Annotated in this window: 27 protein-coding genes and 1 riboswitch; of the genes, 11 read left to right on the top strand and 16 right to left on the bottom strand. The window is 65.9% G+C overall.

Annotated features, from left to right (window positions below; all coding sequences use genetic code 11):
• Window positions 1-22: 22 nt before the first annotated feature.
• Window positions 23-226 (top strand): DUF2061 domain-containing protein, encoded by a 204-nt coding sequence (locus tag OVY29_RS13875; protein WP_037556292.1) that lies wholly within the window; start codon window positions 23-25, stop codon window positions 224-226.
• A 76-nt stretch (window positions 227-302) separates the two neighbouring features.
• Window positions 303-731, top strand: coding sequence for an OsmC family protein (locus OVY29_RS13870; protein WP_037556293.1), 429 nt, complete (start codon window positions 303-305; stop codon window positions 729-731).
• On the opposite strand, the gene OVY29_RS13865 is transcribed toward OVY29_RS13870, so the two are convergent.
• Both OVY29_RS13865 and OVY29_RS13860 read right to left on the bottom strand, forming a co-directional pair.
• Complete coding sequence (locus tag OVY29_RS13865) at window positions 728-1,312, bottom strand: hypothetical protein (RefSeq protein WP_313911585.1); 585 nt, start codon at window positions 1,310-1,312, stop codon at window positions 728-730. The genes OVY29_RS13870 and OVY29_RS13865 overlap by 4 nt on opposite strands.
• Before the next feature lie 70 nt (window positions 1,313-1,382).
• The gene (locus OVY29_RS13860) at window positions 1,383-1,835 is read right to left on the bottom strand and encodes a nuclear transport factor 2 family protein (protein WP_161786554.1); all 453 of its coding nucleotides are present in this window, start codon (window positions 1,833-1,835) and stop codon (window positions 1,383-1,385) included.
• Window positions 1,836-2,031: 196 nt separating this feature from the next.
• On the opposite strand from OVY29_RS13860, the gene OVY29_RS13855 reads away from it, so the two are divergent.
• The 4 genes from OVY29_RS13855 to OVY29_RS13840 all read left to right on the top strand — a co-directional run bounded on the left by OVY29_RS13855 (window position 2,032) and on the right by OVY29_RS13840 (window position 4,689).
• Window positions 2,032-2,913, top strand: coding sequence for an arylamine N-acetyltransferase family protein (locus OVY29_RS13855; RefSeq protein ID WP_081933136.1), 882 nt, complete (start codon window positions 2,032-2,034; stop codon window positions 2,911-2,913).
• 69 nt (window positions 2,914-2,982) lie between these two features.
• The gene (locus OVY29_RS13850) at window positions 2,983-3,840 is read left to right on the top strand and encodes a TauD/TfdA dioxygenase family protein (protein WP_037556296.1); all 858 of its coding nucleotides are present in this window, start codon (window positions 2,983-2,985) and stop codon (window positions 3,838-3,840) included.
• An 11-nt stretch (window positions 3,841-3,851) separates the two neighbouring features.
• Window positions 3,852-4,280, top strand: a complete 429-nt coding sequence (locus OVY29_RS13845; RefSeq protein ID WP_037556297.1) for a DUF1801 domain-containing protein — start codon at window positions 3,852-3,854, stop codon at window positions 4,278-4,280.
• Window positions 4,281-4,290: 10 nt separating this feature from the next.
• Window positions 4,291-4,689, top strand: coding sequence for a DUF1801 domain-containing protein (locus tag OVY29_RS13840; RefSeq protein WP_037556298.1), 399 nt, complete (start codon window positions 4,291-4,293; stop codon window positions 4,687-4,689).
• On the opposite strand, the gene OVY29_RS13835 is transcribed toward OVY29_RS13840, so the two are convergent.
• The 6 genes from OVY29_RS13835 to OVY29_RS13810 form a co-directional block, all read right to left on the bottom strand.
• On the bottom strand, window positions 4,686-5,507 hold the full coding sequence (locus tag OVY29_RS13835; protein ID WP_037556299.1) for a ThuA domain-containing protein: 822 nt from the start codon (window positions 5,505-5,507) through the stop codon (window positions 4,686-4,688). The genes OVY29_RS13840 and OVY29_RS13835 overlap by 4 nt on opposite strands.
• A 77-nt stretch (window positions 5,508-5,584) precedes the next feature.
• On the bottom strand, window positions 5,585-6,040 hold the full coding sequence (locus OVY29_RS13830; protein WP_037556300.1) for a glycine zipper 2TM domain-containing protein: 456 nt from the start codon (window positions 6,038-6,040) through the stop codon (window positions 5,585-5,587).
• A gap of 122 nt (window positions 6,041-6,162) precedes the next feature.
• A complete protein-coding gene (locus tag OVY29_RS13825) occupies window positions 6,163-6,594 on the bottom strand; it encodes an NIPSNAP family protein (RefSeq protein WP_037556301.1) in 432 nt (143 codons plus the stop codon).
• A 59-nt stretch (window positions 6,595-6,653) separates the two neighbouring features.
• Complete coding sequence (gene arr, locus OVY29_RS13820) at window positions 6,654-7,079, bottom strand: NAD(+)--rifampin ADP-ribosyltransferase (RefSeq protein ID WP_052182338.1); 426 nt, start codon at window positions 7,077-7,079, stop codon at window positions 6,654-6,656.
• On the bottom strand, window positions 7,079-7,612 hold the full coding sequence (locus OVY29_RS13815; protein WP_200880196.1) for a hypothetical protein: 534 nt from the start codon (window positions 7,610-7,612) through the stop codon (window positions 7,079-7,081). Before OVY29_RS13815 ends, arr begins: the two co-directional genes overlap by 1 nt.
• Before the next feature lie 93 nt (window positions 7,613-7,705).
• Window positions 7,706-8,359, bottom strand: a complete 654-nt coding sequence (locus OVY29_RS13810) for a hypothetical protein (RefSeq protein WP_313911584.1) — start codon at window positions 8,357-8,359, stop codon at window positions 7,706-7,708.
• Between the two features lie 163 nt (window positions 8,360-8,522).
• Between OVY29_RS13810 and OVY29_RS13805 the strand changes: the two genes are divergently transcribed.
• Complete coding sequence (locus OVY29_RS13805) at window positions 8,523-8,762, top strand: hypothetical protein (RefSeq protein ID WP_037555462.1); 240 nt, start codon at window positions 8,523-8,525, stop codon at window positions 8,760-8,762.
• A 167-nt stretch (window positions 8,763-8,929) separates the two neighbouring features.
• On the opposite strand, the gene OVY29_RS13800 is transcribed toward OVY29_RS13805, so the two are convergent.
• The 4 genes from OVY29_RS13800 to thiC form a co-directional block, all read right to left on the bottom strand.
• Window positions 8,930-9,442, bottom strand: coding sequence for a 2'-5' RNA ligase family protein (locus OVY29_RS13800; protein WP_052182251.1), 513 nt, complete (start codon window positions 9,440-9,442; stop codon window positions 8,930-8,932).
• Between the two features lie 107 nt (window positions 9,443-9,549).
• Entirely contained in the window at window positions 9,550-9,834 is a 285-nt protein-coding gene (locus tag OVY29_RS13795; protein WP_313911583.1) for a hypothetical protein, read from the bottom strand.
• A 98-nt stretch (window positions 9,835-9,932) separates the two neighbouring features.
• Window positions 9,933-10,322, bottom strand: a complete 390-nt coding sequence (locus OVY29_RS13790) for a hypothetical protein (RefSeq protein WP_313911582.1) — start codon at window positions 10,320-10,322, stop codon at window positions 9,933-9,935.
• Between the two features lie 263 nt (window positions 10,323-10,585).
• Window positions 10,586-12,478 carry a phosphomethylpyrimidine synthase ThiC gene (thiC, locus tag OVY29_RS13785; protein ID WP_037555457.1) on the bottom strand — a complete coding sequence of 631 codons (1,893 nt, stop codon included), beginning with the start codon at window positions 12,476-12,478 and terminating at the stop codon, window positions 10,586-10,588.
• A 42-nt stretch (window positions 12,479-12,520) separates the two neighbouring features.
• Window positions 12,521-12,631, bottom strand: a riboswitch (TPP riboswitch).
• A 77-nt stretch (window positions 12,632-12,708) separates the two neighbouring features.
• Between thiC and OVY29_RS13780 the strand changes: the two genes are divergently transcribed.
• The 3 genes from OVY29_RS13780 (at window position 12,709) to OVY29_RS13770 (ending at window position 14,345) form a co-directional block, all read left to right on the top strand.
• Window positions 12,709-13,149: a DUF6265 family protein gene (locus tag OVY29_RS13780; RefSeq protein WP_313911581.1), complete on the top strand. Its 441-nt coding sequence runs from the start codon at window positions 12,709-12,711 to the stop codon at window positions 13,147-13,149.
• A gap of 16 nt (window positions 13,150-13,165) precedes the next feature.
• Entirely contained in the window at window positions 13,166-13,861 is a 696-nt protein-coding gene (locus OVY29_RS13775; RefSeq protein WP_037555456.1) for a helix-turn-helix transcriptional regulator, read from the top strand.
• 79 nt (window positions 13,862-13,940) lie between these two features.
• Window positions 13,941-14,345, top strand: a complete 405-nt coding sequence (locus OVY29_RS13770) for a GFA family protein (protein ID WP_037555455.1) — start codon at window positions 13,941-13,943, stop codon at window positions 14,343-14,345.
• A 101-nt stretch (window positions 14,346-14,446) separates the two neighbouring features.
• Here OVY29_RS13770 and OVY29_RS13765 read toward each other — a convergent pair whose 3' ends face one another.
• Genes OVY29_RS13765 through OVY29_RS13750 form a run of 4 tightly spaced genes read right to left on the bottom strand, consistent with a single transcriptional unit; the run spans window position 14,447 to window position 16,393 of the window.
• Window positions 14,447-14,905: a DMT family transporter gene (locus tag OVY29_RS13765; protein ID WP_037555454.1), complete on the bottom strand. Its 459-nt coding sequence runs from the start codon at window positions 14,903-14,905 to the stop codon at window positions 14,447-14,449.
• On the bottom strand, window positions 14,905-15,159 hold the full coding sequence (locus OVY29_RS13760; protein WP_313911580.1) for a 4-oxalocrotonate tautomerase family protein: 255 nt from the start codon (window positions 15,157-15,159) through the stop codon (window positions 14,905-14,907). The genes OVY29_RS13765 and OVY29_RS13760 overlap by 1 nt, the downstream gene beginning before the upstream one ends.
• A complete protein-coding gene (locus tag OVY29_RS13755) occupies window positions 15,156-15,764 on the bottom strand; it encodes a glutathione S-transferase family protein (protein ID WP_037555453.1) in 609 nt (202 codons plus the stop codon). Before OVY29_RS13755 ends, OVY29_RS13760 begins: the two co-directional genes overlap by 4 nt.
• On the bottom strand, window positions 15,761-16,393 hold the full coding sequence (locus OVY29_RS13750) for a pyridoxamine 5'-phosphate oxidase family protein (protein ID WP_037555452.1): 633 nt from the start codon (window positions 16,391-16,393) through the stop codon (window positions 15,761-15,763). The genes OVY29_RS13755 and OVY29_RS13750 overlap by 4 nt, the downstream gene beginning before the upstream one ends.
• Window positions 16,394-16,485: 92 nt before the next feature.
• Here OVY29_RS13750 and OVY29_RS13745 point away from each other — a divergent pair, with 92 nt between their 5' ends.
• Entirely contained in the window at window positions 16,486-17,376 is an 891-nt protein-coding gene (locus OVY29_RS13745) for a LysR family transcriptional regulator (protein ID WP_037555451.1), read from the top strand.
• Window positions 17,377-17,410 lie beyond the last annotated feature (34 nt).

Raw genomic sequence — 17,410 nt, 5'->3', positions numbered from 1 at the left:
TCGCCGCTGCTGGAGACGGGCCATGCCCACCGACCTGATCAAGACCCTCACCTATCTTTCGATCCATCTGACGATCGGGTTCAGCGTCGCCTATGCGATGACCGGATCGGTCGCGCTCGCGGGCGGTATCGCGATTATCGAGCCGTGCATCAATGCGGTCGCCTTCTTCTTTCACGAAAAGGCGTGGAAGCGGCTGGGCACGAGGCGTAAGCTGCTCGCCGTCTGAGGCTTCCCGAGTCCCGGGCGCCTATTCCGTTTCGTACTTTCGATCGAACGCCCCGATCCAACCCTGGAGAAATCGCATGACCGTCAATCGCGCATCGGCCCGTTACGAAGGTTTCGGCAAGGAGGGCAAGGGATCGATCACGACCAAGTCGGGGGTGCTCGACAAGCAGCCCTATGGTTTCGGGACGCGCTTCGAGGGGCAGCCCGGGACCAATCCCGAGGAATTGATCGCCGCGGCGCATGCGGCCTGCTTCACCATGGCGCTGTCCTTCGGGCTCGCACGTGCGGGCTATAGCGGCGACACGCTCGAGACGAGCGCCGCGGTGACGCTCGAACAGCAGGACGGCGGCTTCACGATCACCAAGTCGGCGCTGACGCTGATCGGCAAGGTACCGGGAATCGCGGCCGACGAATTCGCGAAGATCGCCGAAGAAGCCGAAAAGAATTGCCCGGTGTCGAAGCTGCTCGACTGCGAGATCACGCTCGAGCACAGCCTGGAAGGCTAGGCCGCATAGCGAAGCGGCGGCGGCAGCGCGTCGTCCATGAAGTCGAAGACGCCCTGCGCGGGCGCGGGCAGTCGCCAGCGCTGGAGGACGCGGTGGCGGCTGTGGCCGACATGGCTTTCGATCAGGACGAGCTCGCGCGGGGTCCAGTTCCACGCAACCGGCACCGGATCGAACGCATGTCTGCCATAGCCGAGCGTGATGTGCGGGCGGAGTCCCGACTGGCGATACCAGGGCGCGATACCGTGCGGTGCAAGCCGCGCGACAAGGTCGTCGTAAAGCTGACGAATGGGGGCGATGCTTCCGACCGTGACCAGTTCGGCGCCGGCATCCCGGCTGACGATCCGGCCAAAGGGAATCGAAGCGGTGGCGGGCAGGCCATCTTCGAACGCGCTGGCGACGCGTTGCCGCAGGAAGGGATGCGGAACCGACGTCTCGTCGATCGTGCACAGGGTAAGGTGATAATTTTGCGGCTTCAGCCCCGCGAACAGATCGCCCGAAACGGGCGGCAATTGACGCGCCAGCCAGCCGGCGCGGTCGGCGGCAAGCTGAAAGCCAAGGAAGTATCGGAACATCGGGTCCATCGTCCATTCCTCCGAATCGGATCAATGTTCCCATTATGTTCTTACTCGCCGGGGGAGTCGAATCCTTCCGCTAATCGCCTTCGACGGGCATGCGCGTGACATGGATGTAGCTCGCCTGCCAGCTGTCGCCATGGCGCCGGAAGATATCGGTGAAGCGGATGCCGACGCGGAAGGGCTTGCCCGCCGAGCGGCCCGACAGGATCGTCTCGGCGCTCGCGAGGCCCGCATCCTTGCCGAGGGGCAGGATGACCCGGTCCTTCAGCGTCACCGGATCATAATCGTCGTCGGGCCCCGTCCAGCCATCGATGAAGAAGGCCTTGCCGTAGCGCTTGCCGCTGCCGTCGATGAAGACGAGGTCGTCGGCGACCATGCGGTCGAGCGCGGCGCGATCCTGCGCGATCTGCGCCGCATCGAAGGCGTCGGCGAAGGCGGTGAGGTCGGCGAGGTCGCCTTGCGGCGCTTCGGCGGCGAGAGCGGGCGGCCCCATGCCGACAAGCAGCAACATGACCGTCATCGCTCGCATATATTCCTCCCCGGACGTGCCGCCGCCAACATTGTGGCATGGTGTGCGCCGGCATATGCGCTGCCGCAAGGGCCAAGTTGCGAACAGGACTGTGTTTTTCAGGGAATTGATCATTCGGACCGGATTCGCGCTTGATCTCAACCGCGGTTGAGCTTTCATAAAGCGGGCAGACGATTTGCGAACGGAGCTCTTGTCCATGTTGCACTACCCCGCTGCCCCCACCGACCCGGCCGATGGCGACGATGCGTCCCCCGACGCGGCCGGCACGTTCCTGCCGCGCTATTTCGCGCGCATCGGCTATACCGGTCCCGTCGCGCCCACGCTGGGGGTGCTCGCCGCGCTTCAGGCCGCGCATATCGCCACCATCCCCTTCGAGGCGATCGACGCACTGACCGGCGCCGGGATCGATATCGGCGCCGACGCGATCGACGCGAAGCTGATCGGCCAGCGGCGCGGCGGATATTGCTTCGAGCAGAACGGCCTGTTTCTCCGTGTCCTGCAGACGATCGGCTTTGCGGCGGAGGGGCTGATCGGGCGGGTGCGCTGGATGCTGCCCGACGATGCGCCGGCGACGCCGCGCTCGCATATGGTCGTGCGCGTGGCGATCGACGGACGACCGTGGCTCGCCGATGTCGGCTTCGGCGCGGCGGTGCCGCCGCAGCCGCTGGCGATGGACCGCGAGGAGGCGCAGCCGACGCGGCACGAAAGCTATCGCGTCGTCCGGCAAGGCGACGAATGGCAGGTCGCGGCGCTGATCGAGGACCAATGGCGGACGCTCTACCGGATCGAGAATGCGGCGCCGCCGGCGATCGATTACGAGCTTGGCAATTGGTACACCTCGGCGCATCCCGAATCGCATTTCCGCCATCAATTGATCGCGGCGCGGACGACGACCGAGGCGCGTTACGGGCTGCGCGACAACCGGCTGACGACGCGGCTCGTCGACGGGCGATCCGACCGGCGCTACCTGACGGCCGACGAGATCGAGCGCGCTTTGTCGGAGATTTTCCTGCTGCCGGTGCGGCCGCACTGGCGCGGCGCGATCGAGCGCGCGGCGACGGCGGAGATCGTCGGCTAGTCGCCGCGGCTTGACTCGCCGCCGCCGTGGCTTTCTCATGCTCCGACACCGAACGGCAGGAGCAAAACCATGACCCTCGCGACATCTGAGCGGGTTTTCGAGCGGCTGAAGGTCGCGCCTCTGACGCCGTCGATCGGCGCCGAAATCTCGGGCATCGACCTCGGCCGCGAACAGGATGATGCGACGATCGCCGAAATCCGCGCCGCGCTGCTCGCGTACAAGGTCGTCTTCTTTCGCGACCAGTCGATGACGCCCGAGCAGCATATCGCCTTTGCGCGGCGCTTCGGCCCGCTCGAAATCCACCCCGCGACGCCGCAGGATCAGCCGAATCGCGAGGTTCTGCACATCGCGCACGGGCCCGATTCGCGCGGGCGCGAGAATTTCTGGCATTCGGATGTCACCTGGCGCGCCGAACCGTCGCTGGGGTCGATCCTGCGCGCGATCGAGGTGCCCGAGGTCGGCGGCGACACGCTGTTCGCCGACATGGCGGCGGCGTTTCGCGGGCTGTCGCCCGCGATGCAGGACTGGTGCCGCTCGCTGACAGCGGTGCACGACATCGCGCGCGTCTTCGCCAAAAGGCTGGGCAAGAGCGCGCACGAACTGCACGAACAATATCCGCCGCAGCTTCACCCGGTGGTGCGCACCCATCCCGAAACGGGCGAACAGGCGCTCTACGTCAACACCGCCTTCACGAGCCATATCGAGGGATTGTCGGCAAAGGAGAGCGAGTGGCTGCTCGCGCACCTCTATGCTCAGGCTGCGGTTCCCGAAATCCAGTGCCGGTTCCGCTGGCGCGCGGGCTCGGTCGTCTTTTGGGACAATCGCGCCGCGCAGCATTATGCGGCGTCCGACTATTTCCCGGCGGTGCGGCGGATGGAGCGGGTGACGATCGCGGGCGACCGGCCCTTCTATCGCGACGAACGCTGAAGAACCCAGCGATGAGCGACAAAAAGGTCGTGCTGCTGTCGGGCGGCAATCCGCAGATCGCCAAAGCCTATGGCGACGCGCCGGTGCAGGCCTATATCGCCGCGATGCCGGGGTGGAAGTCGGCCGCCTGGGCACGGCTCGACAAGCTCATTGAAAGGACGGTTCCGGGGGTCGCGAAGGCGGTCAAATGGAACTCGCCCTTCTATGGTCCGCCGGGGCAGGGCGACGCGCCGACCCACTGGTTCCTGAGCATCCATTGCTTCGACCGCTATATCAAGGTCGCCTTCTTTCGCGGCCAGTCGCTCGATCCGGTGCCGCCGGTCGCGTCGAAAAGCGGCGACACGCGCTATTTCCATATCCATGAGGACGACAAGGTCGACGAAGCGGCGTTCGCCGGCTGGGTGAAACAGGCCGCGGCGCTGCCCGGCGAGAAGATGTGAGGAAGAGGCGATGGCGGCGGACCTGATCGATGCGAAGATTGCGGGGCTCGGTGACTGGCGCGGCGACACGCTGGCGAAGCTGCGCGCGCTGATCCACGCTGCCGACGCGCAAGTCGAAGAGACGGTGAAGTGGCAGAAACCCTCGAATCCGGCGGGCGTGCCGGTGTGGGAACATGCGGGCATCCTGTGCACGGGCGAGACGTATAAGGACAAGGTCAAGCTGACCTTTGCAAAGGGCGCGGCGCTCGCCGATCCGAAGAAACTGTTCAATTCGAGCCTCGACGGCAATACGCGGCGCGCGATCGACCTGTTCGAGGGCGACAGCATCGACGAAGCGGCCTTCAAGGCGCTGATCCGCGCCGCGGTCGAGGCGAACCTCGAAAAGCCGGCGCGGGTCAAAAAGGCTTAGTCGCAGCCCGTTCCTTCGGCGCGCGCGGCCCAGCCGATCGCGCCGTCGATCATTCGGAGATGCGCGGCGTCGCTCCACGCTTCGGCCTTGTGCCCGAGCGCCGAATAGAAGATGCGCGCGCGGCCCTCGCAGCGCCACCAGATCAGCGCGTGGCCCGCGCCCATGCGATATCTGGCGTCGAGGCGCAGCGTGCTTTCGTCGAGCGATGCGAGGATGTGCGCGTCGGTGGCGGGCGGGGCGTCCCAGCTGTAATATTCGTCGGTCCAGCGCCAGCGCGCGGGCAGGTGGCGCGTCGCGGGATGGCTAGGGCCGGTCACCGCGAGGTCGGCCGCCTGGAACTGGTCGGCGCCGCCCGGATGGCCGGTGAAACGGCCATTGCCGCGCAGCTTCACGAACCAGCCGGGGTGGCTGCCGTCGCCCGCGCTGTGGAGGCCAACGAAACCGCCGCCGCGGGCGATCCACGCGCGGAAGGCGTCGCGTTGGTCGGGGGTGTAGATGTCGCCGCTGGCATTGGCGAAGACGATGACGTCGAATCTGGCGAGGTCGCGGGGGTTGAAGACGGCGGCATTTTCGGTCGCGAAGCTGCTCCAGCCGCGCGCCTTCGCTAATGCCTCGATCGCGGGCACGGCTTCCGCGATGCTGTCGTGGCGATAGCCATTGGTCTTGCTGACGATCAGCAGCGCCGGGCGGGTGAGCACGGGCAGTTCGGGCGGCACGCGGTCAAAGGTCGGTGCCGGGCGGCGCGGGTCGGGCGCCGCCTGCGCGGCGCCGAGCATCAGCAGCAGCGCGGCGGCGGCGAGCTTGGCGGCGGTGATCATAGGGCCTCTCCCGACAGCATCGGGCGGAGGCTAATGACACCGGTGAACCTTCGCAAGCCACCGTCGCGGCGCGATGCTCAGCGGCAGCGCACCTCGTCGTTACCGCTGCGTTCGATCGCGCGTCCGGCGACCGCGCCGCCGACCGCGCCGAGCACGGTGCCGAGCGTCTTCGAATCGCCCGGCGCGATGACATTGCCCGCGATGCCGCCGATCACGCCGCCGACGATCAGCCCGGTCGAGCCGTCGTTGCGGCGGCAATAATATTTGCCGTCGCGCCCGCGATAGATGCGGTCGTTGTTCGACAGGCGCCGCTCGCGGTAACGGCGGTCGTTGCGGTAATAATTATCGGCATAATAGCCGTCGTGGCGCGGATCGGGGCGGTCCCAGTCGTAGCGGCCGTATTGGTCGTAATAGCTGCGGTCGTAATAGCCGTAACCGCCATCGTCATAGCCGCCGCCGTAGCCGCCGGTCGAGGCGCAGGCGCCGAGCATCGCGGTCGCGGCGGCGAGGGGCAGGATCATGAGCTTGTTCATCGGCTTCACTCCATTTGTCGCGTGCCGGGCCAAGCGGGCGGGGCATGCGGATGGCCCCTCTGCAGGATAGACCCGCGAAAGCGTGCCCCGGTTCCGTCCGCGCCGCCTCCGCCTTGCCTTCCCTAGCCGCCTCCGCCCGCTCGGTCGGGCGAGTAAGGCGCGGGTTCGAGCGTGCGATCCGAAATCGCGTCGACGAAGCGCCCGTGGCGCGCGCCCGTTTCCTTCTTGATCGCGGCCCATTCCTCGTCGGCCATGAAAGCGGCCCACGCCGCCTTCATCGTGGCGGTGTCGGGCCAGTCGAGCAGATAGACGAATTCGACCTTTCCCTCATGCTCGCTACGCCAGATCGAGCGCACCGCGAAACCGTGGCGTGCCATGATGCGCAGCGCATGATCGCGGAAACGGTCGTGGAAGACGCCTTCGTTGGTCCGCGGGATTTCGTAGATGCGCAGCTGTTGGAGCGGCGCGGGGGTGGTCGCGGGCGCAGCGATAGCGGCGGCGGGCGCAAGCGCGAGCAGCGCGGCGAGGGTGAGGGTGCGGACGGGGGAGGGCATGGGTGTTTTCTCTCCGTTTCTGTTTTCCGGGCTCACGAAGATATGGGTCGAAGGATGGCTCAGTCGATGATCACGTCCCTTCCTTCGGCCTTCAGCTTCGCGAGGCCGTCCTTCATCGCCTGGAGCACTTCGGGCGCGTGCGGGGTCCAGCTTTCGACCTCGCCGATGACGCGCAGCGGCGACCGGCTGCGGTAGCTGCGCGTCGGGTTGCCGGGGAATTTCTTGTCGGTGAGATTGGGATCGTCGAACCAGTCGCCGGTGGGCTCGACGATATAGATGCGCTCGCGCCCCTCGCCGGCCGCGAGCTCGCAGCCCCAGATCGCCGATTCGAGCGCGGCGGAGAAATAGATCCACGACAGCGGCTTGCGGTCGGAATAGTTGGAGGACCAGCCCGCGGCGAGCAGGTCGCCGACGGCGAGGTCGGCGCGCGTGCCGTGATAGAAGGTCGCGCCTATATCGGGCCCGGTGGGAGCCGCGCCGGTCATCAATATTCGTTCCGCTCGGTGCGCAGCACCGCCTTGCCATCCTTCCAGTTCACCTCGGCGGCGGGCTCGTCGGCCTTGCCGGGGGCGAAGAGTTCGTAGACGATCGTGCCGTCATTCTGGGTGCTTTCGATGACGCGCGCGGGGGTGAAGGCGTCGGCGGGGGCGGCTGCGGCGGCGCGCACCGGTGCGGGGGCGTCGGCCCAGGCGATGTCGCGCTGCATCTCGACGACGCGAAATGCCCCCGCCTCCTCGATCAGGTCGAGCTCGACCGGGCTGCCGTCGGGGCGCGTCCCCTCGACGTCGTAGAAGATCTTGCCGTCGCGTTCCTTGCGCTCGGCCTCGGCGATCTTCATGCCGGGCACCTTGGCGAGCACGGCGTCGCGCACCGCGGGGGGCAGGTCGGCGGCGGCGACGTCGTCGATTGTGGCCGCGGGGCCATCGGCCAGCACCGATTTTTCGGGCGCCGCGGGGGCATCGGCCTCTCCGCACGCCGCGAGCAGCAGCATCGCCGCGCCTAATGCCTGTCCACGCATCGTCCGTCTCCTGTCCTGGGCCAAGGCGGGCATCCTATCGGCAAGCGGCGTCGGGGTCGAGCCGTGGGGAGCGTGTTTTTTGCCTTAAACTTGTCAAACTTGCCACCTCCGGGTCCATGAAACAGTCATTGGTCCGGGCCGTCGCCGTCGTCGGCAGTCGGGCCAGGCAGGCAGCGGGCGCGGCGGGTGTCGGCGGGCGCGCTGATCCGCGAGCGCATCGGCCAGCCGGGCTTCGGCGGGGTCGCCATGCGCTGGCGTGGCGCCGCCGTTCGGGTCGTCCCGGCCCGCGGCGCCAAAGCGATGGGGGTCGTGCGCGCGCATCAGGAACATCGCGAGCCGTTCGGGATATTCGCGCCGTTCACCCACCTGTTCGCCCTTGTAGAATATGGGGACCGGCACGCCGTGGACCGCGCGCGCCAGCGCGGCATCGACCAGCCGCCGCATCCCGAAATCGATCGCGGCATCCCATGCATGGCGGAACGCATGGGCATCGGGGCGGCGGCGAAGGTTATAGGCCGATGTCGCCGACAGCCCGACGCTCGCGGCCGCCTCGGTCACGCAGGCCGATGCGGCGAGCGCCTCGATAAACTTGCGCTGGCGGTCGGGGGTCCAGCCGCTGCTGCGCTGGCGCTGAAGCTGCGCGGGGGTGAAGGAGGACAGCGCGGCGGTCAGGCTTTGCGGCGCCGGGCCTTGCAAAGCCGGACCACGCGGCCGCGCGGGGCGAGCATGGGGTTTGGGCTGGGTCATCTGGCAGGATGAAGCATGGCGATGCGATGTAGGAAAGGGGTTTTTGCGGGGGGCCGCGACGGGCGGCTTTTCGACGATTGGACGACATTGCACCGCGGCTCTGGTAAAACGCCCTATCGGATCGTCGGCATCGGCCGCGCGAAGATGGTGGGGGAGAGGCGGGATGATGGAGAGTTTCGGGGCACTGGTCGGCTGGGGCCATCATGACGCGGGCGACCGCATCATGCTCCGGCTGGAAAGCGTGCAGTCTTCGGAAGCGGCCAACGCGCACGACCCCGACCTGTTCCGGATATTGATGACCAAGCAGCAAGCGGCGGTCCTGGGGCATTATCTGGTCCGCATTTCCGGCCAGTCGCCGGTCGTTCCCGGAAAGCGGGGTTGGTTTCGGCGATACTTTGGCTGACGGGGTGTTCCAGGCCGCCGCAGCCCGTTTCGTCACCCCGGGCCCTTCGACAAGCTCGGGACAGGCTTGATCCGGGGTCGATGACTTCAGCGCCGCAGTGGATCCCGGATCAAGTCTAACGAGCCACGCGTCTCGTTAGAGGATGACGAGGTGGGTTACATTCCCGATCAGCCCGCATCCCCGCGCAGCTTCCAGCGGCCGTGTTCGACATGGGTGGTTTTGCCGACGATGCTTTCGGTGAGGATGATTTCATCGACCGTCCAGCGGATCGGCGGGATTTTCTGGGCATTCAGCCGGTCGCCGCGATAGTTGATCGTGATGTGCGGTTCGGGGGTGGTGCCGTCCATGATCGGCGCCTTTTCGCGCAGCAGATGGTCGACCAGCGCCTTCTGGAACGCCCGCGCCCCGGCCAGCGGATCGCGCGTGCGCAGCGTCACCGCCTTGCGGTTTTCGATGCGGTCGAAGGCGAGCGGAAAGGGCGGTGCGGCGAAGCTGTCCAGCGCGGCGATGGTCGCGGGCAGCCACTCGGGCGGCGCATAATGCAGGTCGTAGAGCGAGATGAGCGTGACATGGAGCAGGTCGGGGCCGCGCCCGGGGTCGTTGCGCGGCAACGCGCCGATCGCCGCCTGCACCTCCGGCGGCGGCTTGGCCATGACATAGAGGAGGTTCCGGGCGCGCATGGGCGGGGGGTGTAGCATGGTGTTAGTGCGACGCCATCGGCGCCGCTCCGTTCGGACCGGAATGAAATTTGTTAAATTGTTACATAATTCATGAAGTATAATATGCGTTAAAATAGAGAAGGCTGAAAGCTTCCGCCGAGTTTGCTAATTTCTAAGGACTCGTTGTCGAGATACGCCGGAGCAGCGACATCGAGCAATGGCCTTGGTTCGCCTTTATACCATGTAATCGCCTTGCCAGCAGATTTTCTTGATTTCTTCTCAAAAATATCCCGATATCTAAATGGGGATATGCCTAGAAATGGAACAAATGAAACGCGAGTTTCACTTGATTTCTCTATCTCTATTTCGTTCTTGTGAAGCTGCTTTGCTTTGCTTTTTGGATAGGGTTCCATAAATATGACTTGACGTATTCCAGATGCTAAAATGTGCTTTGTGCAATTATGACATGGGAATGTAGTGCAGAATAATATCGAACCCTTAATGGACTTTCCTAGTCTCGCGGCGTCGCATATGTGCCGCCAAATGCTTTAGGTACTTCGTTGCAGCCCTGAGTGACCAACTCACCGTCAGGCGAGAAAATTGCTGCTCCGACCTGTCTTGATAAATCGGTTGAGCGCAATGACGCTCCCTTGGCGGCGTACATTCCATATTCTATCTTTGATGGACCGATGTCTACGCGACCAAAGAATGCTTGGAAAAAGCGTTCTAGACCGGATTTCATCCGGTCCTTATTAATTCCGTCGACAAAAACATCCGCTAGGTGAAAGGTGTCTCGCAGATGCTGTCCATGGGCGCTGTCTCCTTCGTCATAGTCCCTTATGATTATTTCCTCGACCTTCTGCGCGATATCAGGTTCAGGAGTTGATATGGGAACGGTCATGAACGACGGTAATCGTAAGACACAAAGCTACGAACAACGGCTGGTTTCAGGTGCAGAGCGTATGGCACGGCGAATGGGTGGGCAGTTTAAACCCGATCAAAGATGGGGAGATGTCGTAAAGGCATCAACTTCTGCGCGATCCATGCATCAGGGCGACAAAATATAATATGAACGCAATATGCTGAGGATGAGAGATTTCCTCAGCATCCGTATGGTAGGCGCGAGACCTAGTCTCGCGCCCATATTTTTATGGGTGATGAGCTTCAATCATGCTCCCGCCCGCCCGCGCCCATATACAGCTCGCGCCCCGTGTCCTCATAGACCTGGCTCATTTCCGCCATGCCCTTCTCGGCCTCTTCCGCCGCGATGAAGCCTGCGCTGTCCTGATTTTGCAGCTTCGCAAACTCGCGCACTTCCTGGCTGATCTTCATCGAGCAGAACTTCGGGCCGCACATGCTGCAGAAATGCGCCGACTTGGCGCCCTCGGCGGGGAGCGTCTGGTCGTGGTACTGCTCCGCCGTGTCGGGGTCGAGCGACAGGTTGAACTGGTCGCGCCAGCGGAATTCGAAGCGCGCTTTCGATAGTGCGTCGTCGCGGACCTGTGCGGCGGGGTGGCCCTTGGCGAGGTCGGCGGCGTGGGCGGCGAGCTTGTAGGTGACGACGCCGACCTTCACATCGTCGCGATCGGGCAGGCCCAGATGCTCCTTGGGCGTGACGTAGCAAAGCATCGCGGTGCCGTACCAGCCGATCTGCGCGGCGCCGATGCCGCTGGTGATATGGTCGTAGCCCGGCGCGATGTCGGTGGTGAGCGGCCCGAGCGTGTAGAAGGGCGCCTCGCCGCACGCTTCCAATTGCTTGTCCATATTTTCCTTGATCTTGTGCATCGGGACATGGCCCGGCCCCTCGATCATCACCTGCACATCCTGCGCCCACGCGCGCTTGGTGAGCTCGCCGAGCGTGTAGAGCTCGGCGAACTGCGCCTCGTCGTTCGCGTCATAGATGCTGCCGGGGCGCAGACCGTCGCCGAGGCTGTAGGCGACGTCATAGGCCTTCATGATCTCGGTAATCTCGTCGAAGCGTTCGTAGAGGAAGCTTTCCTTGTGATGCGCGAGGCACCATTTCGCCATGATGCTGCCGCCGCGCGACACGATGCCGGTCATGCGCTTGGCCGCGAGGGGGACGTAGGGCAGCCGGACGCCCGCATGGATGGTGAAATAGTCGACGCCCTGTTCGGCCTGCTCGATCAGCGTGTCGGCGAAGATTTCCCAGGTCAGGTCCTCGGCGACGCCGCCGACCTTTTCGAGCGCCTGATAGATGGGGACGGTGCCGATCGGGACGGGCGAATTGCGGATGATCCATTCGCGCGTGTCGTGGATGTTGCGCCCCGTCGACAGGTCCATGACGGTGTCGGCGCCCCAGCGGATCGACCAGACCATCTTGTCGACTTCGGATGCGACGTCGGACGCGACCGCGCTGTTGCCGATATTGGCGTTGATCTTGACGAGGAAGTTGCGGCCGATCGCCATCGGCTCGCTTTCGGGGTGGTTGATGTTGCTGGGGATGATCGCGCGGCCGCGGGCGACCTCGTCGCGGACGAATTCGGGGGTGACATAATCGGGGATGCTGGCGCCGAAGCTTTCGCCGTCGCGCTTGTACTCGGCGAGGCGCGTGCGGCCGAGATTTTCGCGCTCGGCGACATATTCCATCTCGGGCGTGATGATGCCGCGGCGGGCATAGTGCATCTGGCTGACGTTCGCGCCGGGCCTGGCGCGGAGGACCTGGCGGCGGACGTTGGGGAAGGCGGGGACGCCACCTGAGCGGTCGGGGCCGAGCTGGCCGTTATCCTCGGGGCGGACTTCGCGCTGGGCGACTTCTTCGACGTCGCCGCGACCCCGGATCCAGTCGCGGCGCAGTTCGGGCAGGCCGGCGTTGATGTCGATGGTGGCGTTGGCGTCCGTATAAGGCCCGCTGGTGTCATAGACGCGGACGGGGGGTTCGCCCGAATGCGGGTCGAGGTCGATCTCGCGCATCGCGACGCGGATGCCGCTGCCGGTCTGCGCCGCGACATGGATCTTGCGGCTGCCACGAATGGGTCCGGTGGTGACGCCGATGGGGGTGGCGGCGCTCTTGTCGAGGCGGGAATCGATGTCGGCCATGTGCAGTTGCTCCATAATATCGGAGCGAAAGACGGTTTTCCGGTGCGGAATGCCGGCCCTCCCTCCGCCGGTATTACCCGGATCAGGTTCAACGGGTCGCGGCTTGTTCCGCTCTCAACCTGTGTCTGCACACAGGCTCCCCGGGGATGGAGGGGTTATAGGCGGCGGGGGGTGCGCTGTCCATGGCGGTGCCGATGCCCCGGTGGTAAGGAGCGGTGAGGGAGATATTCATGCGGATCATGGCGGCGGTCTTGGCGGTGTTGCTGGTGGCGGCGAGCCCGGCGGCGCGCGTGGACGATCTCGGCTGGCTCGCGGGCGACTGGGTGCGCGAGGACGGCGAGCGCTGGACCGAGGAAAGCTGGACGGCCCCGCGCGGCGGGGTGATGCTGGGGGTAAGCCGGTCGGGACGCGGCGAGGCGCTGCGCGAGTTCGAATTCATCCGCATCGCGGCGGGCGAGGATGGCGCGATTTCCTATATCGCGATGCCGCAGGGCGGGGCGCCGGTCGCGTTCGCGCTGGTACGGCACGACACGGCCAGCGCGACCTTCGAGAATCCGGCGCATGATTATCCGCAGCGCATCGTCTATGCCCGCGACGGCGACACGCTGACCGCGACGATCTCGGCGATCGACGGGTCGAAGCCGCGGCGCTGGACCTATCGGCGGCGCTGAACGGACGAAGGGCACCATGGCGGACAAGACGGCACGGCTCTTCGCGATCATCGACACGCTGCGCCGCCGCCGCCGACCGGTGACCGCCGAGGCGCTGGCCGAGGAGCAGGGCGTGTCGGTGCGCACCCTCTATCGCGACATCCAGACGCTGATCGCGCTCGGCGCGCCGGTCGAGGGCGAGGCGGGGGTCGGCTATGTGCTGCGGCCGGGTTTCTTCCTGCCGCCCCTGATGTTCAGTGCCGAGGAGCTGGAAGCATTGGTATTGGGCGCGCGCTGGGTCGAGGGGCGGCAGGACGGGGCGCTGTCGCGCGCGGCAGGGCTGGCGCTCGCCAAGATCGCCGCCGCGAGCCCCGACGAACTCAGGCAGCGGATCGACGAGGCGGGGCTGTGGCCGGTGAACAGCCGTTGGCGCGAAACCGACGCGCCGCTGCTCGCGACGGTGCGCGAGGCGATGCGCGCCGAGAAAGTGCTGCACATCGACTATGCCGACGAGAAGGGCACGGCGACCGAGCGGTCGATCTGGCCCGCCGCGCTCGCCTATTTCGAGGAGAAGCAGATCATCGCCGCATGGTGCCTGCTGCGGCAGGATTACCGGAGTTTCCGTATCGACCGCATCGCCGCGGCGCGGATCGGCGATGAGGGGTTCGGGCGGCGCCGCGCGGTGCTGATGGCCGACTGGTGGCGGCGAAACGGGTGGGACGACGCCTCCTGACACGATCTGTCAGGGGCAGAGGCTACATCGCTTCGGGTGAAGGGCGCGACGGGTCGCGCTGCCAGCCGGAGAATAGAAGATGCTCAAGACCCACCATGGTTCGTGCCACTGCGGCGCGGTCAAGTTCGAAGCCGACCTCGATCTCGAAGCGGGGACGGGCAAGTGCAATTGCTCGATCTGCACCAAGAAACGGAACTGGAGCGCGCAGATCAAGCCCGACGCCTTCCGCCTGCTGACCGATCCCGCGGCGCTCGCCGACTATCAGTTCGGATCGAACAGCGCGCATCATGTCTTCTGCAAGACGTGCGGCGTCTCCTCCTTCGGCCATGGCTATGTCGAGGAGATCGGTGGCGCCTATTATTCGGTCGCGATCGCATGCCTCGACGACCTCACCCCCGCCGAGATGGCGGCGCTGCCGGTGAGCCATATGGATGGCGCGGGCAATAATTGGTGGAACCCGCCGGAGGTGACCGCGCATATGTGAGGCGTGCGAGGGCGGCTTTGGGGTGGGGAGCGGGCGTTTAGTCCTCCCCACGGCTTCGCGACAGGGAGGATCTTATGGCAACACCCGGCCGAAACCTGTCGTCAACCTGTCCGCCGCGCCAAATACACCCCCACGACCATCAGCGCGATCCCCGCGACGCGTTTCGCGTCGATTGCCGAGCGGATCGCGCCGAACAGGCCGAAATGGTCGATCGTCGCGGCGCTGATCAGCTGGCCGACGAGCACGAAGAAGATCGCGTTGCCGACCCCGAATTTGGGCGCGATGAACGTCACCGCGATCGCGTAAAAGGCCATGAAGGCGCCGCCGAAATAGAAATGCGCCGGAATGCCGGACGACAACCGCACCTGCCCGAGCGTACCGGTCGCGATCGCGCCGGTGACCGCGATGAGGAGGCCGAGGCTGAAAAGGATCACCGAGGCCGCCATCGGGCTTTCGAGCCGCGCGCCGAGCCCGCCGTTCAGGGCGGCGAGGATCGGGATGCCGACCCCGGTCAGGAACATGATCGTGGCAAAGGCCGGGGCGGCGTTGTTCGCGGTCATCACTGGGTCTCCTTGGCAGCCTGTGCGGCGCGATAGCCCGGCACGGGCCATCCGCCCACTCCCCAATTGGCGGTGTCGACCTCATCGATCGCGACGACGGTGGTCGCGGGATTCTTGCCGAGGATGCGCCGGAGCAGGTCGGTGACGCCGGCGATCGGTTCGGCCTTCTGCTCGGCCGTCGCGCCCCTTCGACTGCCTTGCAGGCGCTCAGGACAGGCCTCGCGGGTGATCTTGATATCAACATAGGGCATCATGCGGCGCCCTCGGCGGGCCAGCCCGGCATGGCGGGAAAGGCGGGAAGCGCGGCGATCCGGCGGGTCCAGGCGTGGATCGCGGGCCATTGTTCAAGGTCGACACCGCCGTCGGGCGCGAGCGCGAGATAGGGGCTCGCGGCAAGGTCGGCGATGGTCAGCCGGTCGCCGACCAGCCAGTCGCGTCCCGCGAGATGCGCCTCGACCACCGGCAGGATGCGGTCGGTGACCGCGGCCGCGCGGCCCCGATCGACCGACCAGCCGAACAGGCGCTCGGCGCGAAGCAGCGCGGGGCCGTTGAAAATCTCGTTCGCTGCGTGCGACAGCCAGACCATGATCGCGCCGCGTTCCTCGGGCGTGCGCCCGTCCCAGTCGCCGGGCCGGTGCCGCGCGGCGAGATAGGCGAGGATCGCCTGGCTGTCGCGCAAGATGAAATCGCCTTCGACATAGACGGGGATCTGCGCCATCGGGTTGAGCGCAAGGAAGGCATCGGTGGTGCGCGCGGCCGCGTCGGTCGCCCGCTCGTCCCAGCCGAGCCCGAGGAAGGCGAGCGCCATCCGCACCTTGTGGGCATTGCCCGACATTTCGGACGCATAGAGGTGGATCATGTTCGGTCTCCTTTCGGGGCGGCGCGCAAGGCTGCAATTTCGGCGCGCAGCTGGTTGATTTCGGCCGCCATCGGGCGAACCGCGGCGGATATTTCGGCTTCGGTGAAACGCGGGGTGATATGCTGCGAACAATTCCATTCCCAGCCGATCACGTCGACGAAGAAGGCGCGTTCGGGCGTCGCGCGATAGCCTTCCGGCATCAGCGCGGTGACCGCGGCGGGATCGTCGGCAAGTTCGACGACCGTCGCATGGCCGACAAGCTTCAGCCGGTCGCGGTTCGGGTAATCCATCAGGAAGAGCGAGACGCGGTCGTTGCCCATCAGGTTCGCGGTGCTGATATATTGTTTGTTGCCGCGATAGTCGGCGAAACCGATGCGATTGCCCGCGATATGGCGGAGGAAGCCCGCGGGCCCGCCGCGATGCTGCATATAGGGCCAGCCGTCGGCGGTGACGCTCGCGATATAGAAGCTGTCGCGGAGCGCGATATAGCCCAGTTCCTTGGCGGTCAGCGCATCGGGGGTGCCGTCGGCGCCCGCGTCCATCTTCACATAGGCGGCGCGCGAGCCATGGCGTTCCTGCAGCGCCTTCACCGCGTCGTTGAAAAGCGTGTGTCGGTAATTTCGCGCCATCGTTCGCTCCCTTCGGAGACGATCTAGGACATTGCGCGATTGGTGATAATGAGTGAATATTGGACAAATTAATTCCGTAGACTGGAATAATCATGGACCGGCTCACCACGCTCGAAATGTTCGTCGCGGTCGCGAGCGAAGGCGGTTTCGCCGCGGCGGCGCGCAAGCTCGGCAGCTCACCGCCCGCAGTGACGCGCGGGATCGCGGCGCTCGAGGCGCGGCTGGCGACGCGGCTGTTCCACCGGTCGACGCGTGCGGTCGCACTGACCGACGCGGGCGCCGCCTTTCTGGAGCAGGCGCGGCGCATCCTCGCCGAGCTGGCGGGCGCCGAGCGCGCGTTGCGCGGCGCCGAAGCCGAACCGCGTGGGCAGCTCCATCTGACCGCGCCCGTCATGTTCGGGCGGCTGCATGTGCTGCCGGTGGTCGGCGCGCTGATGGCGCAGCACCGCGAGCTTGCCGTGCGGATGATGCTGATCGACCGCAACGTCCGCATCGTCGAGGAAGGGATCGACGTCGCGGTGCGGATCGGGCCGCTCGCCGATACGACGCTGAAGGCCAAGCGCATCGGCCGGGTGCGCCAGATGCTTGTCGCGAGCCCCGCCTATCTCGCGCGCCGCAGGGCGCCCGCGACGATCGCGGACCTGGCGGGCCATGAGCTGATCGGCACGATGGGGCCGCGCTGGACGACCGAATGGCAATTCGCATCGCGGCGCTGGCGGCTCGGCGCGCCGCCGCGCCTCGCCGTCAACAGCGTCGAAGGGGTGCTGGCGGCGGCCGAGGCGGGGCTCGGGATAGCGAATTTGCTGAGCTACCAGCTCGCCGAGGCAGTCGATGCGGGGCGGCTGATATCGTTGCTGGCTGACGAAGCGCCGCCGCCGTTGCCGGTCCATCTGCTGTTCGAGCCGTCACGCGCGGGGTTGCCCTCGGTGCGCGCGTTCGTCGCCGCGATGACGGAACGGATGCGGGAGTCGGGGTTGGATTGAGGAGGGTGAAGGGCTGTTTTGGGGTGGAGAGCGG

Source organism: Sphingopyxis sp. SE2 (assembly GCF_032227185.1).
In the GTDB taxonomy this organism is placed as follows: Bacteria; Pseudomonadota; Alphaproteobacteria; order Sphingomonadales; family Sphingomonadaceae; genus Sphingopyxis.
Note: the sequence above shows the minus strand (reverse complement) of the source record. Positions and strands in the feature narration are given on the sequence as shown.

Excerpts from the sequence above, each read along its gene's own strand:
- OVY29_RS13845 (WP_037556297.1), top strand. The coding sequence starts at position 3,852 with ATGAGCGACAAAAAGGTCGTGCTGCTGTCGGGCGGCAATCCGCAGATC.
- OVY29_RS13810 (WP_313911584.1), bottom strand. The coding sequence starts at position 8,359 with ATGACCCAGCCCAAACCCCATGCTCGCCCCGCGCGGCCGCGTGGTCCG.
- thiC (WP_037555457.1), bottom strand. The coding sequence starts at position 12,478 with ATGGCCGACATCGATTCCCGCCTCGACAAGAGCGCCGCCACCCCCATC.
- OVY29_RS13850 (WP_037556296.1), top strand. The coding sequence starts at position 2,983 with ATGACCCTCGCGACATCTGAGCGGGTTTTCGAGCGGCTGAAGGTCGCG.
- OVY29_RS13805 (WP_037555462.1), top strand. The coding sequence starts at position 8,523 with ATGATGGAGAGTTTCGGGGCACTGGTCGGCTGGGGCCATCATGACGCG.
- OVY29_RS13755 (WP_037555453.1), bottom strand. The coding sequence starts at position 15,764 with ATGATCCACCTCTATGCGTCCGAAATGTCGGGCAATGCCCACAAGGTG.
- arr (WP_052182338.1), bottom strand. The coding sequence starts at position 7,079 with ATGACCGGCGCGGCTCCCACCGGGCCCGATATAGGCGCGACCTTCTAT.
- OVY29_RS13855 (WP_081933136.1), top strand. The coding sequence starts at position 2,032 with ATGTTGCACTACCCCGCTGCCCCCACCGACCCGGCCGATGGCGACGAT.
- OVY29_RS13875 (WP_037556292.1), top strand. The coding sequence starts at position 23 with ATGCCCACCGACCTGATCAAGACCCTCACCTATCTTTCGATCCATCTG.
- OVY29_RS13745 (WP_037555451.1), top strand. The coding sequence starts at position 16,486 with ATGGACCGGCTCACCACGCTCGAAATGTTCGTCGCGGTCGCGAGCGAA.
- OVY29_RS13830 (WP_037556300.1), bottom strand. The coding sequence starts at position 6,040 with ATGAACAAGCTCATGATCCTGCCCCTCGCCGCCGCGACCGCGATGCTC.
- OVY29_RS13860 (WP_161786554.1), bottom strand. The coding sequence starts at position 1,835 with ATGCGAGCGATGACGGTCATGTTGCTGCTTGTCGGCATGGGGCCGCCC.
- OVY29_RS13775 (WP_037555456.1), top strand. The coding sequence starts at position 13,166 with ATGGCGGACAAGACGGCACGGCTCTTCGCGATCATCGACACGCTGCGC.
- OVY29_RS13835 (WP_037556299.1), bottom strand. The coding sequence starts at position 5,507 with ATGATCACCGCCGCCAAGCTCGCCGCCGCCGCGCTGCTGCTGATGCTC.
- OVY29_RS13815 (WP_200880196.1), bottom strand. The coding sequence starts at position 7,612 with ATGCGTGGACAGGCATTAGGCGCGGCGATGCTGCTGCTCGCGGCGTGC.
- OVY29_RS13795 (WP_313911583.1), bottom strand. The coding sequence starts at position 9,834 with ATGGAACCCTATCCAAAAAGCAAAGCAAAGCAGCTTCACAAGAACGAA.
- OVY29_RS13870 (WP_037556293.1), top strand. The coding sequence starts at position 303 with ATGACCGTCAATCGCGCATCGGCCCGTTACGAAGGTTTCGGCAAGGAG.
- OVY29_RS13840 (WP_037556298.1), top strand. The coding sequence starts at position 4,291 with ATGGCGGCGGACCTGATCGATGCGAAGATTGCGGGGCTCGGTGACTGG.
- OVY29_RS13770 (WP_037555455.1), top strand. The coding sequence starts at position 13,941 with ATGCTCAAGACCCACCATGGTTCGTGCCACTGCGGCGCGGTCAAGTTC.
- OVY29_RS13865 (WP_313911585.1), bottom strand. The coding sequence starts at position 1,312 with ATGGACCCGATGTTCCGATACTTCCTTGGCTTTCAGCTTGCCGCCGAC.
- OVY29_RS13765 (WP_037555454.1), bottom strand. The coding sequence starts at position 14,905 with ATGACCGCGAACAACGCCGCCCCGGCCTTTGCCACGATCATGTTCCTG.
- OVY29_RS13780 (WP_313911581.1), top strand. The coding sequence starts at position 12,709 with ATGCGGATCATGGCGGCGGTCTTGGCGGTGTTGCTGGTGGCGGCGAGC.
- OVY29_RS13790 (WP_313911582.1), bottom strand. The coding sequence starts at position 10,322 with ATGACCGTTCCCATATCAACTCCTGAACCTGATATCGCGCAGAAGGTC.
- OVY29_RS13760 (WP_313911580.1), bottom strand. The coding sequence starts at position 15,159 with ATGATGCCCTATGTTGATATCAAGATCACCCGCGAGGCCTGTCCTGAG.
- OVY29_RS13825 (WP_037556301.1), bottom strand. The coding sequence starts at position 6,594 with ATGCCCTCCCCCGTCCGCACCCTCACCCTCGCCGCGCTGCTCGCGCTT.
- OVY29_RS13800 (WP_052182251.1), bottom strand. The coding sequence starts at position 9,442 with ATGCGCGCCCGGAACCTCCTCTATGTCATGGCCAAGCCGCCGCCGGAG.
- OVY29_RS13750 (WP_037555452.1), bottom strand. The coding sequence starts at position 16,393 with ATGGCGCGAAATTACCGACACACGCTTTTCAACGACGCGGTGAAGGCG.